Source organism: Gorillibacterium sp. CAU 1737, from assembly GCF_039888655.1.
Taxonomy (GTDB): domain Bacteria; phylum Bacillota; class Bacilli; order Paenibacillales; family NBRC-103111; genus Gorillibacterium.
In genome coordinates this window covers 24821-40861 of the sequence record NZ_JBDQQO010000006.1, presented here as the reverse complement: position 1 = coordinate 40861, position 16041 = coordinate 24821, and the positions used below count along the sequence as shown (strand labels likewise).

General features: G+C 54.8%; 16 protein-coding genes. 13 read left to right on the top strand and 3 right to left on the bottom strand.

Features of this window, described 5'->3' with window-relative positions:
• The first annotated feature begins 285 nt into the window (after window positions 1-285).
• The gene (locus AAFN83_RS13740; RefSeq protein WP_347770287.1) at window positions 286-999 is read left to right on the top strand and encodes a hypothetical protein; all 714 of its coding nucleotides are present in this window, start codon (window positions 286-288) and stop codon (window positions 997-999) included.
• 84 nt (window positions 1000-1083) lie between these two features.
• Here AAFN83_RS13740 and AAFN83_RS13735 read toward each other — a convergent pair whose 3' ends face one another.
• Together AAFN83_RS13735 and AAFN83_RS13730 are read right to left on the bottom strand one after the other, a co-directional pair.
• Complete coding sequence (locus AAFN83_RS13735; RefSeq protein ID WP_347770285.1) at window positions 1084-1695, bottom strand: superoxide dismutase; 612 nt, start codon at window positions 1693-1695, stop codon at window positions 1084-1086.
• Window positions 1696-1800: 105 nt separating this feature from the next.
• Complete coding sequence (locus AAFN83_RS13730) at window positions 1801-3579, bottom strand: response regulator (protein ID WP_347770283.1); 1779 nt, start codon at window positions 3577-3579, stop codon at window positions 1801-1803.
• A 162-nt stretch (window positions 3580-3741) separates the two neighbouring features.
• Here AAFN83_RS13730 and AAFN83_RS13725 point away from each other — a divergent pair, with 162 nt between their 5' ends.
• The 12 genes from AAFN83_RS13725 (at window position 3742) to AAFN83_RS13670 (ending at window position 14715) form a co-directional block, all read left to right on the top strand.
• Window positions 3742-4650, top strand: coding sequence for an ABC transporter ATP-binding protein (locus AAFN83_RS13725; protein WP_347770281.1), 909 nt, complete (start codon window positions 3742-3744; stop codon window positions 4648-4650).
• Window positions 4647-5579 (top strand): ABC transporter permease, encoded by a 933-nt coding sequence (locus AAFN83_RS13720; protein WP_347770279.1) that lies wholly within the window; start codon window positions 4647-4649, stop codon window positions 5577-5579. Before AAFN83_RS13725 ends, AAFN83_RS13720 begins: the two co-directional genes overlap by 4 nt.
• A gap of 20 nt (window positions 5580-5599) precedes the next feature.
• Window positions 5600-6295, top strand: a complete 696-nt coding sequence (locus AAFN83_RS13715) for a DUF4097 family beta strand repeat-containing protein (RefSeq protein WP_347770277.1) — start codon at window positions 5600-5602, stop codon at window positions 6293-6295.
• A gap of 366 nt (window positions 6296-6661) precedes the next feature.
• A complete protein-coding gene (locus AAFN83_RS13710; RefSeq protein WP_347770275.1) occupies window positions 6662-7090 on the top strand; it encodes a GNAT family N-acetyltransferase in 429 nt (142 codons plus the stop codon).
• Window positions 7091-7188: 98 nt separating this feature from the next.
• Complete coding sequence (locus AAFN83_RS13705) at window positions 7189-7743, top strand: DUF402 domain-containing protein (RefSeq protein WP_347770273.1); 555 nt, start codon at window positions 7189-7191, stop codon at window positions 7741-7743.
• Window positions 7740-8183, top strand: coding sequence for a ribonuclease HI (gene rnhA / locus AAFN83_RS13700; RefSeq protein WP_347770271.1), 444 nt, complete (start codon window positions 7740-7742; stop codon window positions 8181-8183). The genes AAFN83_RS13705 and rnhA overlap by 4 nt, the downstream gene beginning before the upstream one ends.
• 32 nt (window positions 8184-8215) lie before the next feature.
• The gene (gene queG, locus AAFN83_RS13695) at window positions 8216-9403 is read left to right on the top strand and encodes a tRNA epoxyqueuosine(34) reductase QueG (RefSeq protein ID WP_347770269.1); all 1188 of its coding nucleotides are present in this window, start codon (window positions 8216-8218) and stop codon (window positions 9401-9403) included.
• Window positions 9404-9498: 95 nt separating this feature from the next.
• Window positions 9499-10527, top strand: coding sequence for an HD-GYP domain-containing protein (locus tag AAFN83_RS13690; RefSeq protein ID WP_347770267.1), 1029 nt, complete (start codon window positions 9499-9501; stop codon window positions 10525-10527).
• A 99-nt stretch (window positions 10528-10626) separates the two neighbouring features.
• Entirely contained in the window at window positions 10627-10887 is a 261-nt protein-coding gene (locus tag AAFN83_RS13685; RefSeq protein WP_347770265.1) for a YneF family protein, read from the top strand.
• Window positions 10888-10927: 40 nt separating this feature from the next.
• Window positions 10928-11518 (top strand): GTP cyclohydrolase I FolE, encoded by a 591-nt coding sequence (folE, locus tag AAFN83_RS13680; protein ID WP_347770746.1) that lies wholly within the window; start codon window positions 10928-10930, stop codon window positions 11516-11518.
• A gap of 216 nt (window positions 11519-11734) precedes the next feature.
• Entirely contained in the window at window positions 11735-12439 is a 705-nt protein-coding gene (locus AAFN83_RS13675; protein ID WP_347770263.1) for an ABC transporter ATP-binding protein, read from the top strand.
• Entirely contained in the window at window positions 12439-14715 is a 2277-nt protein-coding gene (locus tag AAFN83_RS13670) for an ABC transporter permease (RefSeq protein WP_347770261.1), read from the top strand. Before AAFN83_RS13675 ends, AAFN83_RS13670 begins: the two co-directional genes overlap by 1 nt.
• 93 nt (window positions 14716-14808) lie before the next feature.
• Here the strand turns inward: AAFN83_RS13670 and AAFN83_RS13665 are convergent, their stop codons facing one another.
• Complete coding sequence (locus AAFN83_RS13665) at window positions 14809-16002, bottom strand: superoxide dismutase (protein ID WP_347770259.1); 1194 nt, start codon at window positions 16000-16002, stop codon at window positions 14809-14811.
• Window positions 16003-16041 lie beyond the last annotated feature (39 nt).

Below are 16041 nucleotides of genomic sequence, written 5' to 3'. Positions count from 1 at the left end.
CAGATCACCCGCTTGGTTCACGTACAGCCGAAACGAAGCCGATCTCAATATGGACTCCATAAGGCCGAACCATACTGCTATCCTGATGCACACCCGCTGCAAGGACAACCTCTCGTTGTTCTTGCAGCGGGTGTTTGTTCTTTTCGAGACTTGCTGAATGCGGGGAAAATAAATAATAGAGGAATAGGAGGATTTGCATGAAAAATGTAGAAATTTCCCTCTTAAGCGTGTGAATATTTGGTGAAATCTTGCGCTGGAATTTTCGTGAAAGGGGCAATCGATGAAATGGCATTTTGCTCGGATTGTGGGCTTCCTGTTCAAGACGGGGAAACGCATGAATGTCAGGTTTTACCGGTCAAGGTTCAACCTGCAGCGACTGGAGGGGGGCAAGCGACAGGAATCGCGCTGGACAAGCATACGCTGCTCAACCTATTGCTTAACCCGAGGGCGGGCTTGTCTCTGGATTCAACGAAAGAAGCGCTTTATGGCTGGATCGGCATCGGGGGTTCCATCATTGGGTTTTTCTTGTGGGGGCTTGTCCTAAAGCTGAAGCTGATCTGGGCCTTCAAGGACAGCTTCGGAGGCTTGTTCGGCAATCCGGCGAAAGAGGTTCCGGTTGCATCGAATCTTCTGGTACTCGGCATTCTCTCACTTGCCACTTTTCTCGTTCTTCTGTGGATTCTGGGCAACTGGAAGGGAACGAAGAAGCTCAGCTTTCTGGACGCGATTGTAAAGCTTGGCGGAATGCAGCTTCTATCCGGTGCTGGTTTTGCCGTTGCTGCTCTTGTCGGTCTGGTCTGGCTGCCTGGCTCGTACCTGATCGTCAGCATCTGCCTTTTGTCGACCCTGCTCTTCACCATAACGGCTTCGCTGAAGCTGTTCGGGGTGGACGACCGGGATTATCTTCCGGTGCTCGGCGGGTTCTCGGTCGCTTACGTATTGGTGATGCTGATCGCCTCCAAGCTTTTGTTGAACGGACTGACCGGTCTCCTGCTCTAATCGGAATCAACATAGCGGGCACGCCAATCCAAAGAAGCCTCCTGACCACAATGTGGCCGGAGGCTTCTTTTTTCTCGTTCTGCCTTACTTGGCAGCTGCGTAGCGCTTGTTCACTTCGTCCCAGTTGATGAGGTTCCAGAAGGCGCCGATGTAGTCCGGACGCTTGTTTTGGAACTTCAGGTAGTAGGCGTGCTCCCAAACGTCGAGGCCAAGGATCGGTGTTTTGCCTTCGCTAAGCGGCGTGTCTTGGTTCGGGGTGCTCGTCACGGACAGCTTGCCGGCTTTGTCGACGACCAGCCATGCCCAACCGCTTCCGAAGCGGGTGGTAGCGGCTTTGGCAAAGTTTTCCTTGAACTTGGCGAAGCCGCCGAGTTCCGCATCGATCGCCTTGGCAATTTCACCGGTCGGCTCGCCGCCGCCGTTCGGGCTCAACACTTGCCAGAACAGCGTGTGGTTGGCGTGGCCGCCCCCGTTGTTGCGAACAGCGGTGCGGATGCTTTCCGGAACAGCGTCCAGATCGGCAACCAGCTCTTCGATGGATTTGGATTGCAGCTCAGGCGCGCTCTCCAGAGCGGCGTTGAGGTTGTTCACATACGTTGCATGGTGACGGTCATGGTGGATTTCCATGGTCAGTGCATCGAAGTGCGGTTCCAGTGCGTCGTTCGAGTAAGGCAGCGGTGGCAATTGATGTGCCATAATAGAATCCCTCCAACTATGTAAATTTAGGAATCAAGCGAACCATACCCTTATTATAAACAATTTTGCGTAGTGTTGCAAAAATCATTGACAAGCTCGAAAAGGTCAAGCCAGACGCTCGTTTTTTGCCTTCTCCACCGCCTCTTCACGATTGTTCACCTGCAGCTTCAGGTAGAGGGTCGAGATATAATTACGGATTGTTCCTTCCGACAGATGCAGCTGCTGCGCGATCTCTTTGTTGCGGAGCCCTTTGGTCAGGCTTCGAAGGATCTCGATTTCCCGTTCGGTTAACTCATACGAATTCGGGACCTTGCCCTTGCTCAGCTGTTGAAATAACGGATGGGCCACATCCGGCGAGAGAATGGTTCCACCGCTGTACAGAAGTCGAATGGTGGCGGCGAGCTCCTTCGGATGGATGGTTTTCAAGATATATCCTTCAGCTCCGAGTTGAAGTGCCTCGGAAGCAAGCGATAAGTCCTCGATCGAAGTAAGAAGCATGACCTTTCGGTCCGGCCACTTCTCCTTGATCGCTTTTGTCGCGGCGATCCCATCCATCTCCGGCATCATGATGTCCATCAGAACGATATCAGGGTTATGCTCCTCGCAGCGGGCAACCGCTTGCTTGCCGTTCTCCGCAACGAGCACCTCGAAATCCTGTTCCTCACCGAGCAGCAGCCTCAGACTCTCCCGAACGATCGGCTGATCATCCGCCAGAAGGACCTTGATCCTCTGTTCGCCCTCCTGCGAGGGATTGGGGATCGTGCAGGTGACCATCGTGCCGGCATCCGCTTGGGAATGGAGCTGAAGCCTGCCCTGCAAGGCGGCGAGACGCTCCTTCATGCCGCTCAGACCAAAGCCAACCTGCAGGGTATCCGTCCCCTTGCCGTTGTCCTCTACCTGCAGCATAAGCTGTGCCGGATCATAATGGAGGGAAACTTGAATCACGCTGGCCCTCCCGTGTCGGCTGGCATTGGTCAAGGCCTCCTGGAGGCAGCGAAGAAGCGTAAGCTTGGCCTGCTTCATCACCGGATAAGGCTCGCCCATCGTTCGGAACACGACCCTTATTCCCGTGCTTGTCATGAATTCATCGATGAGATGAAGAAGCGAACGATCAAGAGGCAAAGCCTCCTCCAGGGGATCCATCTGATGAACCTGACGGCGAATATCATCCAGTCCGGTTCGAGCAAGGGCCAGCATTCCTTGCAGTTTACTCTTGCCCTCATCGGAGGAAACAGAGGCTTTTAAAGTTTCCATCCCCAAGATGAGGGAAGTAAAGGAATGGCCAATCGTGTCATGGAGCTCGCGGGCCATGCGATAGCGTTCCTCCAGCAGCGTCATTCGCTCAATCTGCGAGGAATATTGCTCCAGGATCGTGTATTGCTCCTTGATCAAGGCGAGCTTTTGCTTAATGGCGTTGATGGCCTCTGCGCCCTTTTGCAAGAGAAAGCTCATTCCGTATAGAACGACCGCATCAAAGAGGCTCTGGCTGATCACTCCCGACGACAGCGATAACGGGATCGAACCTCCCGCGCTTATCACAAAGAATGCGACGGCAAGAGGCATCGCGTACCCATGTGCTCGTCCTTTAGCATAAAAGGCAATTGTAAAGAGGGCAGGCAGAAACAATCTCGTCAGGTCTAACTCATAGGCAAGGTAGAGTGACAATCCTCCGGCCAGTAGAAGTTCAGTGAGCAGATAGCTTTCATAGCGGCCTTTTATGAATAGAAAGGGGATTACGTTCGCAAGGACAAGGGGGACGAACACCGCCCAAAAAGGAAAGGCGGGATTGTCCTCATACATGAACAGGATGACGGCGACTACCCACACGATCCGAAGGGCGAGCAGCGTCCAATCCTGCCAGGACCACCGCTTTATGAAGGGCATAGGGACAACTCCGATCTCATTCTTCTTGTCACAGCAGGTTGTGACGGTTTGTCACTCGGCTTCATGACAAGGGATTTGGTAGGGTGAAGCTGGCTGAGATGGATCCTTCAAGAATACGGGAATTATATCTCATCCCATTTGCTATGAAAAGGAGTGCTTGCCGTGCTGCTGCAAATCCGCGAGCTCACAAAGAGGATAGGACCCAAGACAATTGTGGACGGGGTTACCCTTTCGATGGACAAAGGAGAGATTCTCGGCCTTCTCGGTCCGAACGGGGCGGGGAAGACAACCACGATCCGCATGATCGTCGGCCTCATGGCACGATCGGGAGGTCAGGTGCAGATTGAGGGGATTGATCCGCAAGAACAGTTTGAGCAAGCGATGAAGCATGTCGGTGTCATAGTGGAGAATCCAGATCTCTACAAGTATTTATCAGGCTATGACAACCTGATTCACTTCTCCCGCATGACACCGGGGATCCCTGAGGGGAGGATACGGGAGATTATCGCCTTGGTTGGATTGGAGGACCGCATTCACGAAAAGGTGGCCGCTTACTCGCTTGGCATGCGGCAGCGATTGGGTCTTGCCGTCGCTCTGGTTCATAAGCCTTCCCTGCTGGTGCTAGATGAACCGACCAATGGGCTTGATCCAGCCGGCATCCGGCAGCTGAGAAGCCATCTGAAGCAGTTGGCCCACGAGGAGGGGGTCGGCATCATGATCTCCAGTCATCTCATGTCCGAGATGGAGCAGATGTGCGATCGGGTCGCCATTTTGCAAAGAGGAAAGCTGGTCGGTGTCCAAAAGGTTGGAGAGATGCGCGATGGCGATGAGGCCCTTGTTGAATTCGAGGTGGACCAGCCGGATCTGGCGGTACAGCTTCTTCAAACGATCATGACCGGCCATGAGATCAAGGCGGACCCGCCTACTGTTCAATTGCGGCTGTCCAAGGCGAGCATTCCCGAGATAAGCCGAAGGCTGATGGAGGCGGGCATTCAAGTGTACGGGGTGAACGTAAGGAAACCAACACTGGAAGACAAGTTTATGGAGATGACAGGAGGAGAGGCTCAATGATTGCACTCATTCGCAACGAAAATATGAAGATCTACAAACGAAAGCGCACGTGGGTGATGGTGGCCATCGCTCTCCTGTATGTCCTGCTGCAAATCGTGAACCTGAAATCGACGGACAGCCATGCTTCGAATGACTGGAGAATCCAACTGGAACAGGAAAATGTGCAGCTCAGCAAGGAAGCAGCGGAACCGGATGCCTTGAAGGTGGAAGTTATCCAGGCCGAGAAGCACAGGCTGTTGAATGAGTACCACCTGGACCACAACATCCCGCCGGGTTCTCATGGGGGCAGCTTTGCCGTGGATCAGGTGCGCAACATTCTGTTTGCCTCCTCCCTCATCGCCATCATTCTTGCGGGGGAGATCATGGCTGCTGAGTTCGTCTCGGGTACGATCAAGCTGCTGTTAACCCGCTCCGCGAGCCGCACCAAAATCTACCTGTCCAAGTACTTCGCGATCCTTCAATTCGGGTTGCTGCTCTCGGCAGCGGCGGTTGTGGTGTCCGTTCTCTTGGGCGGATTTCTCTTCGGCTTCGATGACCTGTTCGGCTATACCCTCTACGTCAAGGATCAGATGGTTCACGAGGCCCCTACCTTGTTGTCTTTAGTGGCGGCTTACTTCTTAAATCTTCCTTTCCTGCTCATCGCGGTTACGCTCGCCTTCATGATATCCGCCGCTTTTCGCAGCGTTACCTTCTCCATCGTCATTTCGCTCCTCCTCTCGGTGGCGGGCTTTGTCCTCTCCATAGCGATGGAAGGATGGGCCTGGACGAAATATTTCGTGTTCTCGCAAACGGACTTCACTCCCTTTTTCTATGGAAACCCTTCGGTAGAGGGAGTCACAGCGGGATTTGCGCTGGTTTTGATCGCGCTCCATTTGGCAGTCATGCATTTGGTTTCCTACCCTATGTTTGTGAAGCGAGATGTAGTTTAAGTGAGAGGAGAGAGGATCGGATGAAGAGAGGAAGGGGCCTTTGTCTTCTAGCTCTGCTGCTGCTCGTCACGGCTTGTGGAGCCAAGGAAGAAACAGCCTCAAAGAAGCTGAACCTGCCGGCAGAGGGACTGACGAAATTGGTGATTGCCCATCGAAATGGAGACATCCATCTAGTAGGCAATCCCGACCTGGATACCATCGAAGTGTCTGCCGAGATTAAGGCCAAGGGGATCAAAATGGAGAAGCTGACACTTGAGCTGGAAGCAAGGGAGGAGACCGCTTATTTGGATGCGCGGTTTCGGGGTCAGTTCCTTGCCAGCGGATCGGGAACGGTCGATCTGGAGATTGCGATACCCGAGCGGTTTATGGTGGACATAGAGTCGCATCGGGATGGAGAGATCCGCATCTCGGATCTGTCCTCCAGTGCCAAGATCGCCAATATCAATGGTCGTATTGAGGTGGTCAACCTGGCAGGAGCTCTCGAAGTGGACAACCGGGATGGAGATGTTACGGTTCGCGACATCGGTTCGGACGTGGAGATTGCCAATGTCAATGGTCACCTTGTGGTGAATCAGGTTCGCGGCTCTGCTAAGATCGAGCTCGGAGACGGAAGCTTGGAGCTTGACAATGTGGAAAAGGATGTGACACTGTCCCAGTCGGGTAACGGGAAGGTTACCATCGGCGAGGTGAAGGGCAAGCTTACGCAAAGGAAATAAAAGCGGGTGTCTTACCACACTCAAAACACACAAAACACGCTCAGAACAAAGCACTCAAAAAATGGGGGTTGCTGCATTCCGGGACATGCATAATAATGGTGGAGGCCCCCCTTTGAGCGTGTGCGCATATGCCGTCAGACCCGGATTACCTGCATGTGGATAAGCGATGCAGGGATTCCGAACCGATCCGCAGGGGCAAAAACCGAGAAAAATGATGAAAGCGGTTAATATTAAGCGCTTTCACGAGCAATACGGTGAAAAGTTAATGAATTTTTAAAATTTCCTCCTGAAACAGAAGTAATTTGCGTCATTTTGTCGTAATATATAGGAGGTACCGTATCTCATTTCTTCTGGGGAGAGACCTGCATGATCATTCGTTCTTTTCGGCTGTCGGATTATTTATACGTAAACCGGCTGCTGGCTGAAGCCCTGACCGAAGCCTGTTATGAAGAGACGAGCCAGGCGCTCGCTCGGCAACTGTCCTATGACAGCGAGCTCGTTCTGGTGGCGGAGGAAGGCCAGGACCTCCTGGGAGTCATCATTGGCACAATCGACGACAACCGAGGCTACTACTATCGTTTGGCCGTCGATCCGCTCCACCGTCGCAAAGGAATTGGCAAGGAGCTTATCTGCACGCTGGAGAAACGCTTCCATCATCGAAATGTAAGCGATATTCTGATCGCGGTGGACGAGCACGGAGGAGCACAGGAGCTGTCCGTCTTCGACGCGGTAAGAACCTTTGACCGCTTTTTGCCGAAGGGAAGGATGGCGCTGAGCATCGCAAGCGCGAACTGACCGCCTGTTACCTTTTGAAAGCATATCGGCCCGCATGTTGGCGTGCCGGTGTGCTTTTCTTGTATACTGGAGCAAAGAGAGAGAAAGAGGCCGGTTCCATGAACGAATCCGACGTGGTTGTCATCAAAAGCTTTAAACATAACGGTCACCTCCATCGCATGTGGCTCGAGAATCGGCGTGTGCCGGATGAGCTGCTGCACCCGAGCCATGCCCAGGAACAGATGGTGGTGACGGTCAACTGCCGTACCAAAATCGTCGAGGCTGCCGGCAGCGAGTGGTTCAGTCGGAGCCCAGGAGTGACCTTTTTCATCCCGGGGGTATGGTACAACATTGTGGCCCTGATTGAGAACGGAGGAGTGCGCTACTACTGCAACGTCGCTTCTCCGCCCTATATGTACGGCAACGTCATTACGTATATCGACTATGACCTTGACCTGATCGTCACCCCGAGCGGCGAACGCATCGTGGTGGATCAGGATGAATACGAACGGCATCGCCAGAGCTATCATTACTCGCACATCGTGGAGCGAAAGGTTCGCGAAGGGCTCCGCCAGCTCACCGAGCGGGCGGACAGCCGCCTGGCTCCCTTTGATAGCGAGCAGGTGCTCGTGTATTACGACTGGTGGAAGAAACGGTGGGGAGACGAAGCATGAAGGAAATCATCGTCTATACCGACGGGGCCTGCTCCGGTAATCCCGGGCCGGGAGGCTGGGGGGCGGTCCTGTTTTATGGAGAGCATCAATTGGAGCTGTCCGGCGGCGAGCCGCACACGACCAACAATCGAATGGAGCTGCTCTCCGTCATCGAAGCCCTCTCCAAGCTGAAGGAGCCTTGCAAGGTGAAGGTACACAGCGACTCTGCCTATTTGGTCAACTGCTTCCAGCAAGGCTGGTACCGCGGCTGGATGAAGAACGGCTGGCTCAACAGCAAGAAGCAGCCGGTGGAAAATCAGGACCTATGGAAACGGCTGCTCGCGTTGAAGGATATCCATCAAATCGAGTTTGCCAAGGTGAAGGGCCACAGCGATGACCGCTGGAACAATCGCTGCGACGAGCTGGCCCGTGCGGCTGCCAAGAGTGCGGCCGCTCGATAGAATGTGATCGATCTGATTGGAAGTAACTGATAATGAAGGAGGCGAGACCAATCGCCGTTACGCTCAACTTAGACGCGCCTGCCGGGGATTGGCTTCGCTTACGAGAAGAAATACGCGCCGCCGCCTCCAGCCTCGGCATAGACAAGATCGGCTTTGCACTCGCCGATCCTTTTCTTACGCTCAAGGATCGCTTGATTCAGCGTCGCGAGAACGGCTACGATTGCGGTTTTGAGGAGAAGGACATCGACAAGCGCACGCACCCGGAGCTGCTGTTCGATGCCCCTCTCTCGATCATCGCCATCGCCGTCGCTTACCCGACGCGACTCCCGGATCCGCCTCGCTCCGAGCCTGGAGCCTCCCGAGGCATCATGGCGAGATCCGCTTGGGGGCTGGATTATCATACCGTGCTTCGCGATCGCCTCGGCAAGCTGGAGGCATATATCCGCGAGCGCATACCGGAAGCCCGGATGGAAAGCATGGTCGATACCGGCGCGCTATCGGATCGGGCGGTTGCCGAACGGGCCGGAATCGGGTTCGCAGGCAAGAACTGCTCGATCATCACACCAGAGTTCGGCTCTTATGTCTACCTGGGAGAGATGATCACGAATCTTCCCTTTGCACCGGACGAGCCTCTGGAGGACGGCTGCGGCGACTGCACGCTCTGCCTCGACGCATGTCCGACCTCGGCGTTCGTGAAGCCGGGGGTCTTGGATGCAAACCGGTGTCTGTCCTTTCTTACCCAATCGAAGGACGAGATCCCGGACGAGTTCAAAGACAAGATGGGCAATCGGCTCTATGGCTGTGATACCTGTCAGATCGTCTGCCCGAAGAACAAGGGCATGAACTGGACGCATCACGAGGAGCTCGCCCCGGACCCCGAGCTGGTAAAGCCGCTGCTTGAACCGCTGCTCACCATCGGCAATCGCGAGTTCAAGGAGAAGTTTGGCAGCGGGGCTGCCGCTTGGCGCGGCAAGAAGCCGATCCAGCGGAACGCCCTGCTCGGGCTCGGCAAGTTCCGCGACCGAAAGGCTTTGCCGCTTGTGGCACAGGTGCTGGCCGAAGACCCGCGCCCCGACATTCGGGCTACCGCTGTGTGGGCCCTCGAACGAATGGGGGGGCCGGAAGCTCTGGAAGCACTGGACCGCGCCGTGCTTCATGATTCCGAGGAATTAGTTCGGAAGAGGGCGGCTGAATCGCTTGCCCGGCTGAAAAGTGAGTAAAACAAACGGCCTCGGCCGTCGATAGTAGTAGAGTAGGGGTTCTCATGCCTCAGAAGGATCGTACCTTTTATCAGAAAGCCGGGTGACGCACACACATGAAATACGTCAGTCTTGATTCCGTAGAACCCGGACAGTATTTGGGCAAAACCATCTTCGCCGGCAGCGGAGCGGTGCTTCTTGCCGAAGGGGTCCAACTGACAGTTTATATGATCAATACGCTGCGCCGAATCGGGGTTTCCATGCTGTACATCCAGGAACCCCTCTTTGAAGATGCCGTCTATGAGGATCCAGTGTCCGAAGAGAACAAGCGGCTTGTCATGCACCGGCTGGGAGACGCGATGGAGGCGATTCGGTCGGGCAAGGACTTCTCGACCCGTGCCGTCGGCGTCAGCATCGACAAGCTGTTGGAGGACATCTCCCAAAATACCGAGGTGCTCTTGCAGCTCTCCGATATCCGGACCCATGACAATGCCCAGTTTGTCCATGCCTTGAATGTGGCGACCATCAGCGCGCTCATGGGCGTGAACATGGGCTACAACCAGGTGCAATTAAAGGAACTGACCATCGGAGCGCTTCTTCACGATATCGGCAAGGTGGAATCCATCACGGACGACGAGTCGTCCGATCCGAAGGTGCATCATACATGGCGCGGCTTCGACCTGCTGAAGTCGAAGCGGGAATTCAGCCTGCTGATTGCCCATGCCGCCTTCCAGCATCACGAGCGGCCAGACGGCTTGGGAATCCCTCGCGGGCTGACGGACGACCAGATTCATCCCTATGCCAAAATCGTCAAGGTGGCGAACACCTATGACAATCTTTTGTATCAGGATACGGCGGTGCGCATGCTGCCCCATGAGGCGTGTGAGCGGATGCTGGCGATGGCGGGGACGGAGTTGGACCACGAGGCGCTCGTTCAATTTATGCGCATCATTTCCATCTATCCGACTGGAATTTCAGTACGGCTTTCGTCCAAGGAGGTCGGTGTCGTAGTCGGGCAGCATCGGGGACTGCCGGGACGCCCGATCGTTCGCATCGTAAGGCAGGAGTTCGACGGCGAAGTGGACACCAAGGAAGTGGATTTGGCCAAGCACACGACCCTGTTCGTCGAATCCGTCCTTCAATAAAGAGGAAATGCCGAACCGCAAAAAGCGGTTTGTTCCCCATTTGGGGACATGGTATCATGGAGAAGGTTTTGATTCTTGGAACGAGGTGGAGTGGAACGTATGAACAGTGTATGGGACTGGCTGATTCCTGTCCTCACCCTGATCGTCGGCCTCATCGTAGGCTTTATCGTCGGGGTTTATTACTTGAGGAAGCAAATGGAGAAGATGCAGAGCGATCCGGATTTGCTGCAAAAGATGGCCAAGCAAATGGGCTATAACATGAACCGCCAGCAGCTTGCCAAGGCTCAGCAAATGATGAAGCAAGGCGGCGGCAAAAACCCGGGCATGAAACCGCCTGGCCGCGGCGGCAAGTTTAAATAAACCGATCGGGGAAGACCCGGCAAGCGAGGGGGAGAGCGTCATTCCATCGAAGCAGCTTCGCAATGAGAAGGTAGCGGAAAACCGGGAGAAGATCGAGGAGCATGTTCGCGAGATCCTCCGGCTGATCGGGGAGGACCCGGACCGGGAGGGCTTGCTCGACACCCCGGCCCGCGTCACGCGGATGTACGAGGAGATTTTTGCTGGCTACGGCCAGAATTACGAAGAGATTCTCGGCGTCAGCTTTGATGAGAACCACGAGGAGCTTGTCGTGGTCAAGGACATCATCTACTACAGCCAGTGTGAGCACCATATGGCGCCGTTCTTCGGCAAGGTGCACATCGGCTACATTCCAAGCGGCAAGATCGCCGGACTGAGCAAGTTTGCTCGTTTGGTCGACGCGGTAACAAGCCGACTGCAGGTTCAGGAACGCATTACCTCGGAGATCGCCGACATCCTCATGCGCGTCTTGAAGCCGCAGGGAGCCATTGTCGTCGTGGAGGGAGAGCACCTGTGCATGTGCTCGCGCGGTGTGAAGAAGTACGGAAGCAAGACGGTCACGTCGGGCGTTCGGGGGATCTTCCGCCGCGATGTCGCGCTGCGAACGGAATTCATGTCCCTCATCAAGGAATAACCCAACACCCAGAAACACCCTTGTACAGGAAGCAGAAGGGCCGTTTGCCCGTTCTGATTCATCCTGATGCCGGGGTGTTTTTTACGTGCGGCTTCTTTTGAAGAAGCTAAGGAAATGTGAAAATAAGCACGAGTAGTGGTTGACGCTCCTTGCAAGAAACTGGTACTATCAACATATGAATAATTGATCATATGATGCAGATATTGGAGGGGCCTCATGAAACCAATCATTGAGTTCGTTCATGTCGTGAAGGAATATGGGGTAGGGGAGGGAGTCTTTCGCGCACTTGATGATGTAAGTTTTGTCATCCAGGAAGGTGAATTTGTCGTTATTCTTGGGCCGAGCGGGGCGGGGAAATCAACGGTTCTTAATCTCCTCGGAGGGATGGATCGAGCATCCAGCGGTGAAATCCGGATCAAGGATCAGAATATCGCCGGATATTCGGAACAGCAATTGACAGAGTATCGGGCGAAGAACGTTGGCTTTGTCTTTCAATTCTACAACCTGATCCCGACGTTGACGGCGTGGGAGAATGTTGCCTTGACCAAAGAAATATCCGGGGAATCGCTTGATGCTGACGAAGTGCTGGCATCGGTGGGGCTTGCTCCGCACCGCAATCAATTTCCTTCCCAGCTTTCGGGGGGCGAGCAGCAGCGCGTTGCAATCGCAAGGGCAATCTGCAAGAATCCCGCTATGCTTCTCTGCGATGAACCAACAGGGGCGCTCGATTCCGAAACCGGGACAGCCATCCTCACCCTGCTGCAAAAACTGAGCCGGGAAGAGGGGAAGACCGTTATCATCGTCACGCACAATTCCTCATTGGCGAAAGCTGCTGACAAGGTAATCTCCATTCGCAATGGAAAGGTGCATTCGGTCGAGATTCATGAAGAGCCTCTGGCTGTCAGCGAGGTGAGGGAATGATGCTGCTGCGGAAAATGCTGCGCGATATGCGCCGCGGCAAGATGCAGTTTGTGTCCATCTTCCTCATGTCCTTTCTGGGCGTATTTATTTATACCGGAATCGGGGGAGAGTGGTATGGGTTACAGAAAGCTGCGGACAACTTCTACCAGGAAACTCATTTCGCAGATGCTTGGCTATACGGCCAAGGGTTCTCGGAGAAGGATGCGGAAGCGGTAAGAAAGATCAACGGCGTTACTCGGGTCGAACCGAGACTCTCCCTCAAGACCATTGGAGAGCAGTTTGATAACAAGCCCGTCATCACCCTGCTGGTTACGGAAAACCCGATGATATCGAAACCCAAACGAATTCGTGGGGATTCCTTTTCATCGGCAGAGGACGGGGTCTGGATCAGTGATCGCTTTGCGGAAGCAAAGGGTCTGCAGCCTGGTGATTCGTTAACCTTGTCTTACGAAGGAAAGGCATTTACGAAGATGATCCGGGGGACCGTGATGAGCCCGGAATACGTATCTTCATCGGCCAGCGGGGACCTTACACCGAATTTCAACAATTTCGGATACGCGTATTTACCGGCTGCCTCGCTGCCAATATCGGGGGAACTGCCTGCGACGGAGCTGCTTCTCGATACGGAGCGAACCGATTCCGTCCGGCTGGAGGCAGAGATCGCCGATGCGCTTGGCGGAACGTACAGTGTTTTTCTGCCGCGATCCCGCTTTGAGAGCTACACTCAATTCCAGAATGAGGTTCAGCAGCACCGGGCGATGGGTTCGGTCTTTCCTCTTGCCTTCCTCGCCATTGCGCTCCTTACGATTCTCACCACGATGACCCGCATGGTCAACCTCCAACGCATTCAGATCGGAACGCTTAAGGCAATCGGATTTTCCAGGCGGAGGATTCTCCAGCATTATGTTTCCTACGGATTCTGGCTGTCTCTTGTCGGCGCCCTGCTTGGGACACTGCTCGGGCCCTTGACCCTACCGCGCTTGTTCTACCCCTCCATGTCAGCCTATTATACGCTCCCTCGGTGGGGAGCGGCCCAATCCCCACTCTTCTACGGAATGGCAGTTATGACCGTATTGGCTGCCACCCTGACCACCTATCTCGCATGCCGGGAACTCCTTCAAGGTACGACGGCGGAGGCGCTTCGGCCGAAGGCACCGCGTGCTGTGAGGCGAGGGTGGCTGGAAAAGGTCTTGTTGCGGCGGAACGCCGGTTTCAACACTCGATGGAATGTTCGTGACATGAGCCGCAGCCGCATCCGTTCGCTGATGGCAGTGGTCGGGGTTCTTAGCTGTACGGCGCTGCTCGTCTGCGCCTTCGGCATGCGAGACAGTGTGAATGACGTGAAGACCTGGCAATACGAAGAGATCAATCGCTTCGCCACAAGATTAACCGTTGAAGAGAAGGCGACATCGGAGCAGATTGCGGCCGCACAGGAGGCCGTTAATGGTGAGGCGATCATGGAGAGCCCGGTCGAGCTGAGGGTGAAAGGAGTCAAAAGCTCCGGGCTTGCTTCGATTACCGATCAGGTGACCCTGATCGGCGGGACAGATGCTTCCCGCCATGAAATGAAGTTCCCCGCAGACGGAATATCGATTAGCTATAAGTTGGCCAATAAATTGAATGTGCAGAGTGGAGATGAGGTCGAGTGGCATCTGTATGGCCAGGAGGAGTGGACATCCTCCACGATCTCAGCGATCTACCGAACGCCTGTCGCGCAAGGGATTACGATGTCACGCACCTATTATGAGCAGCAAGGATATGATTTTCGTCCTACCTCCTTGCTAACGGCCGAACAAGCAGGCGGGACCTTTCCAGGCATCGCCTCCCTATGGGCAAAGTCTGATTTGATTGCAGGCTGGGACAAGATGACCGATTCGATGTACATCATGGTCTATCTGCTGATCTTCTTTGCGGTGCTGCTCGCCCTCGTTGTTCTCTATCATTTGGGGCTGTTGTTCTTCACGGAGAAGGAAAGGGAGCTGGCCACGCTCAAAGTGATCGGGTTTTCATCGAATCGGATTCGCGGCCTGTTGTTGACCCAGAACATTTGGCTGTCCTTGCTTGGGATTCTTCTTGGCATTCCAACGGGAATCGGTCTATTGGCCATGATGATCAAAACGGCGGGCGACTCCTTTGACATGATGATCGTCATTCAAGCGAGATCCTATCTGTTCAGTGTCTTCCTAACTTTGATCGTTTCCGTTACCGTCAATCGGATGTTTTCTGGAAAAATCCGCAACGTGGATATGGTAGGTTCTTTGAAAGGGGTCGATTGACCTGCGCAGGCCTGTGAACTCCCTCGGGGGATAACAGCAGAGGGAGCCTTTCGTCATTCTTGATGACGAGGCTCCCTCTCTTTAGGAGATGGATCAGTATGGGTGCCACTTGACCTGCCGCGCTGTGACGAACCGCTCGTTGACATGCGGCCAATTGACGACGTTCCACCAGGCTTCCACATAGTTGGGTCTCTCGTTCTTGTATTTTAAGTAATAGGCATGCTCCCACACGTCGAGGGCGAGGAGGGGGATGACATCCCATTGGGAAAGATCCTGATGCTTCTCTGCCTGAAGAATCTCCAGTCGGTGGCTTCGCGGGCTCCACACCAGAATGGCCCAACCGCCGCCCTCCACCTTCTCGGCAGCTTGGCTGAAATGCTTTTTGAATGCCTCGAAGCTCCCGAAGTCCCGATCAATCTGAGCGGCGAGGGCACCGGTCGGCTTGCCTCCCCCCTGCGGGCTCATGATATTCCAGAAAAGCGTGTGCAGGTAGTGGCCGGCTCCGTTGAAGGCGGCTTCCCTTTCCCAATGCTTGATCAGGGAGAAATCGCCGGTTTCCCGCGCTTTCTTCATCTCCAGCTCAGCCTTGTTTAATCCGTCTACATACGCTTTATGGTGAATGTCATGATGAAGCTGCATGGTCTTGGCGTCGATGTAGGGCTCCAGTGCATTGTAGGGGTAAGGGAGAGGGGGCAACGTATGTCCGCCGATCGGAACCGGGGGTTGATCGGGAACCGTCGGCCTTGCCCATACGCCTTCGGCAGCCGTTGTCCAGGCTCCGGAACTTTCCTTTACGCGAAACGATGCTTCATCGGCTTTTTGGGCATAGGGGGCAAGCCGATCCGCATAAGCCGTCGAATCCCGGACCAACTGAGCAATGATCTGCAAGGGGGGCGGCTGATTCGACCAGTCGGAGTGCAGAGCGCGGTCACGGCTTATCCCCGATACTTGTTCCAGCTGGGACAGAAGCTCAGAGGATTGGGCGAGGGCATGGGAGAGAAGGCCGGGCGCCCAATCCTTCTCATCCCCGGCAGCCGATAGGAATGGATCGTCAGGGGCATGGAAATCATCGGGCGGAGTGGTTTCCCGGCGAAGCCATTGATCGGCGGTCCACTCGCTCTGAGCCAGCACCTCCGCCCATCGGTCGAGCCAGACGGCGATATCCGGTGTAGTAGGCGGTGCAAGCGAACGGGCCGCTTGCAGATGCTCGCGCTCTCGAGCTTTCCAGTCGCGGAGGCTTTTCAGAAGGTGAGACGAGGTCAAGGCATTGGTGGAGGAACCCGACATGGGAGACACAGCTCCTTTCAATTTGAAATTCTTCCTATA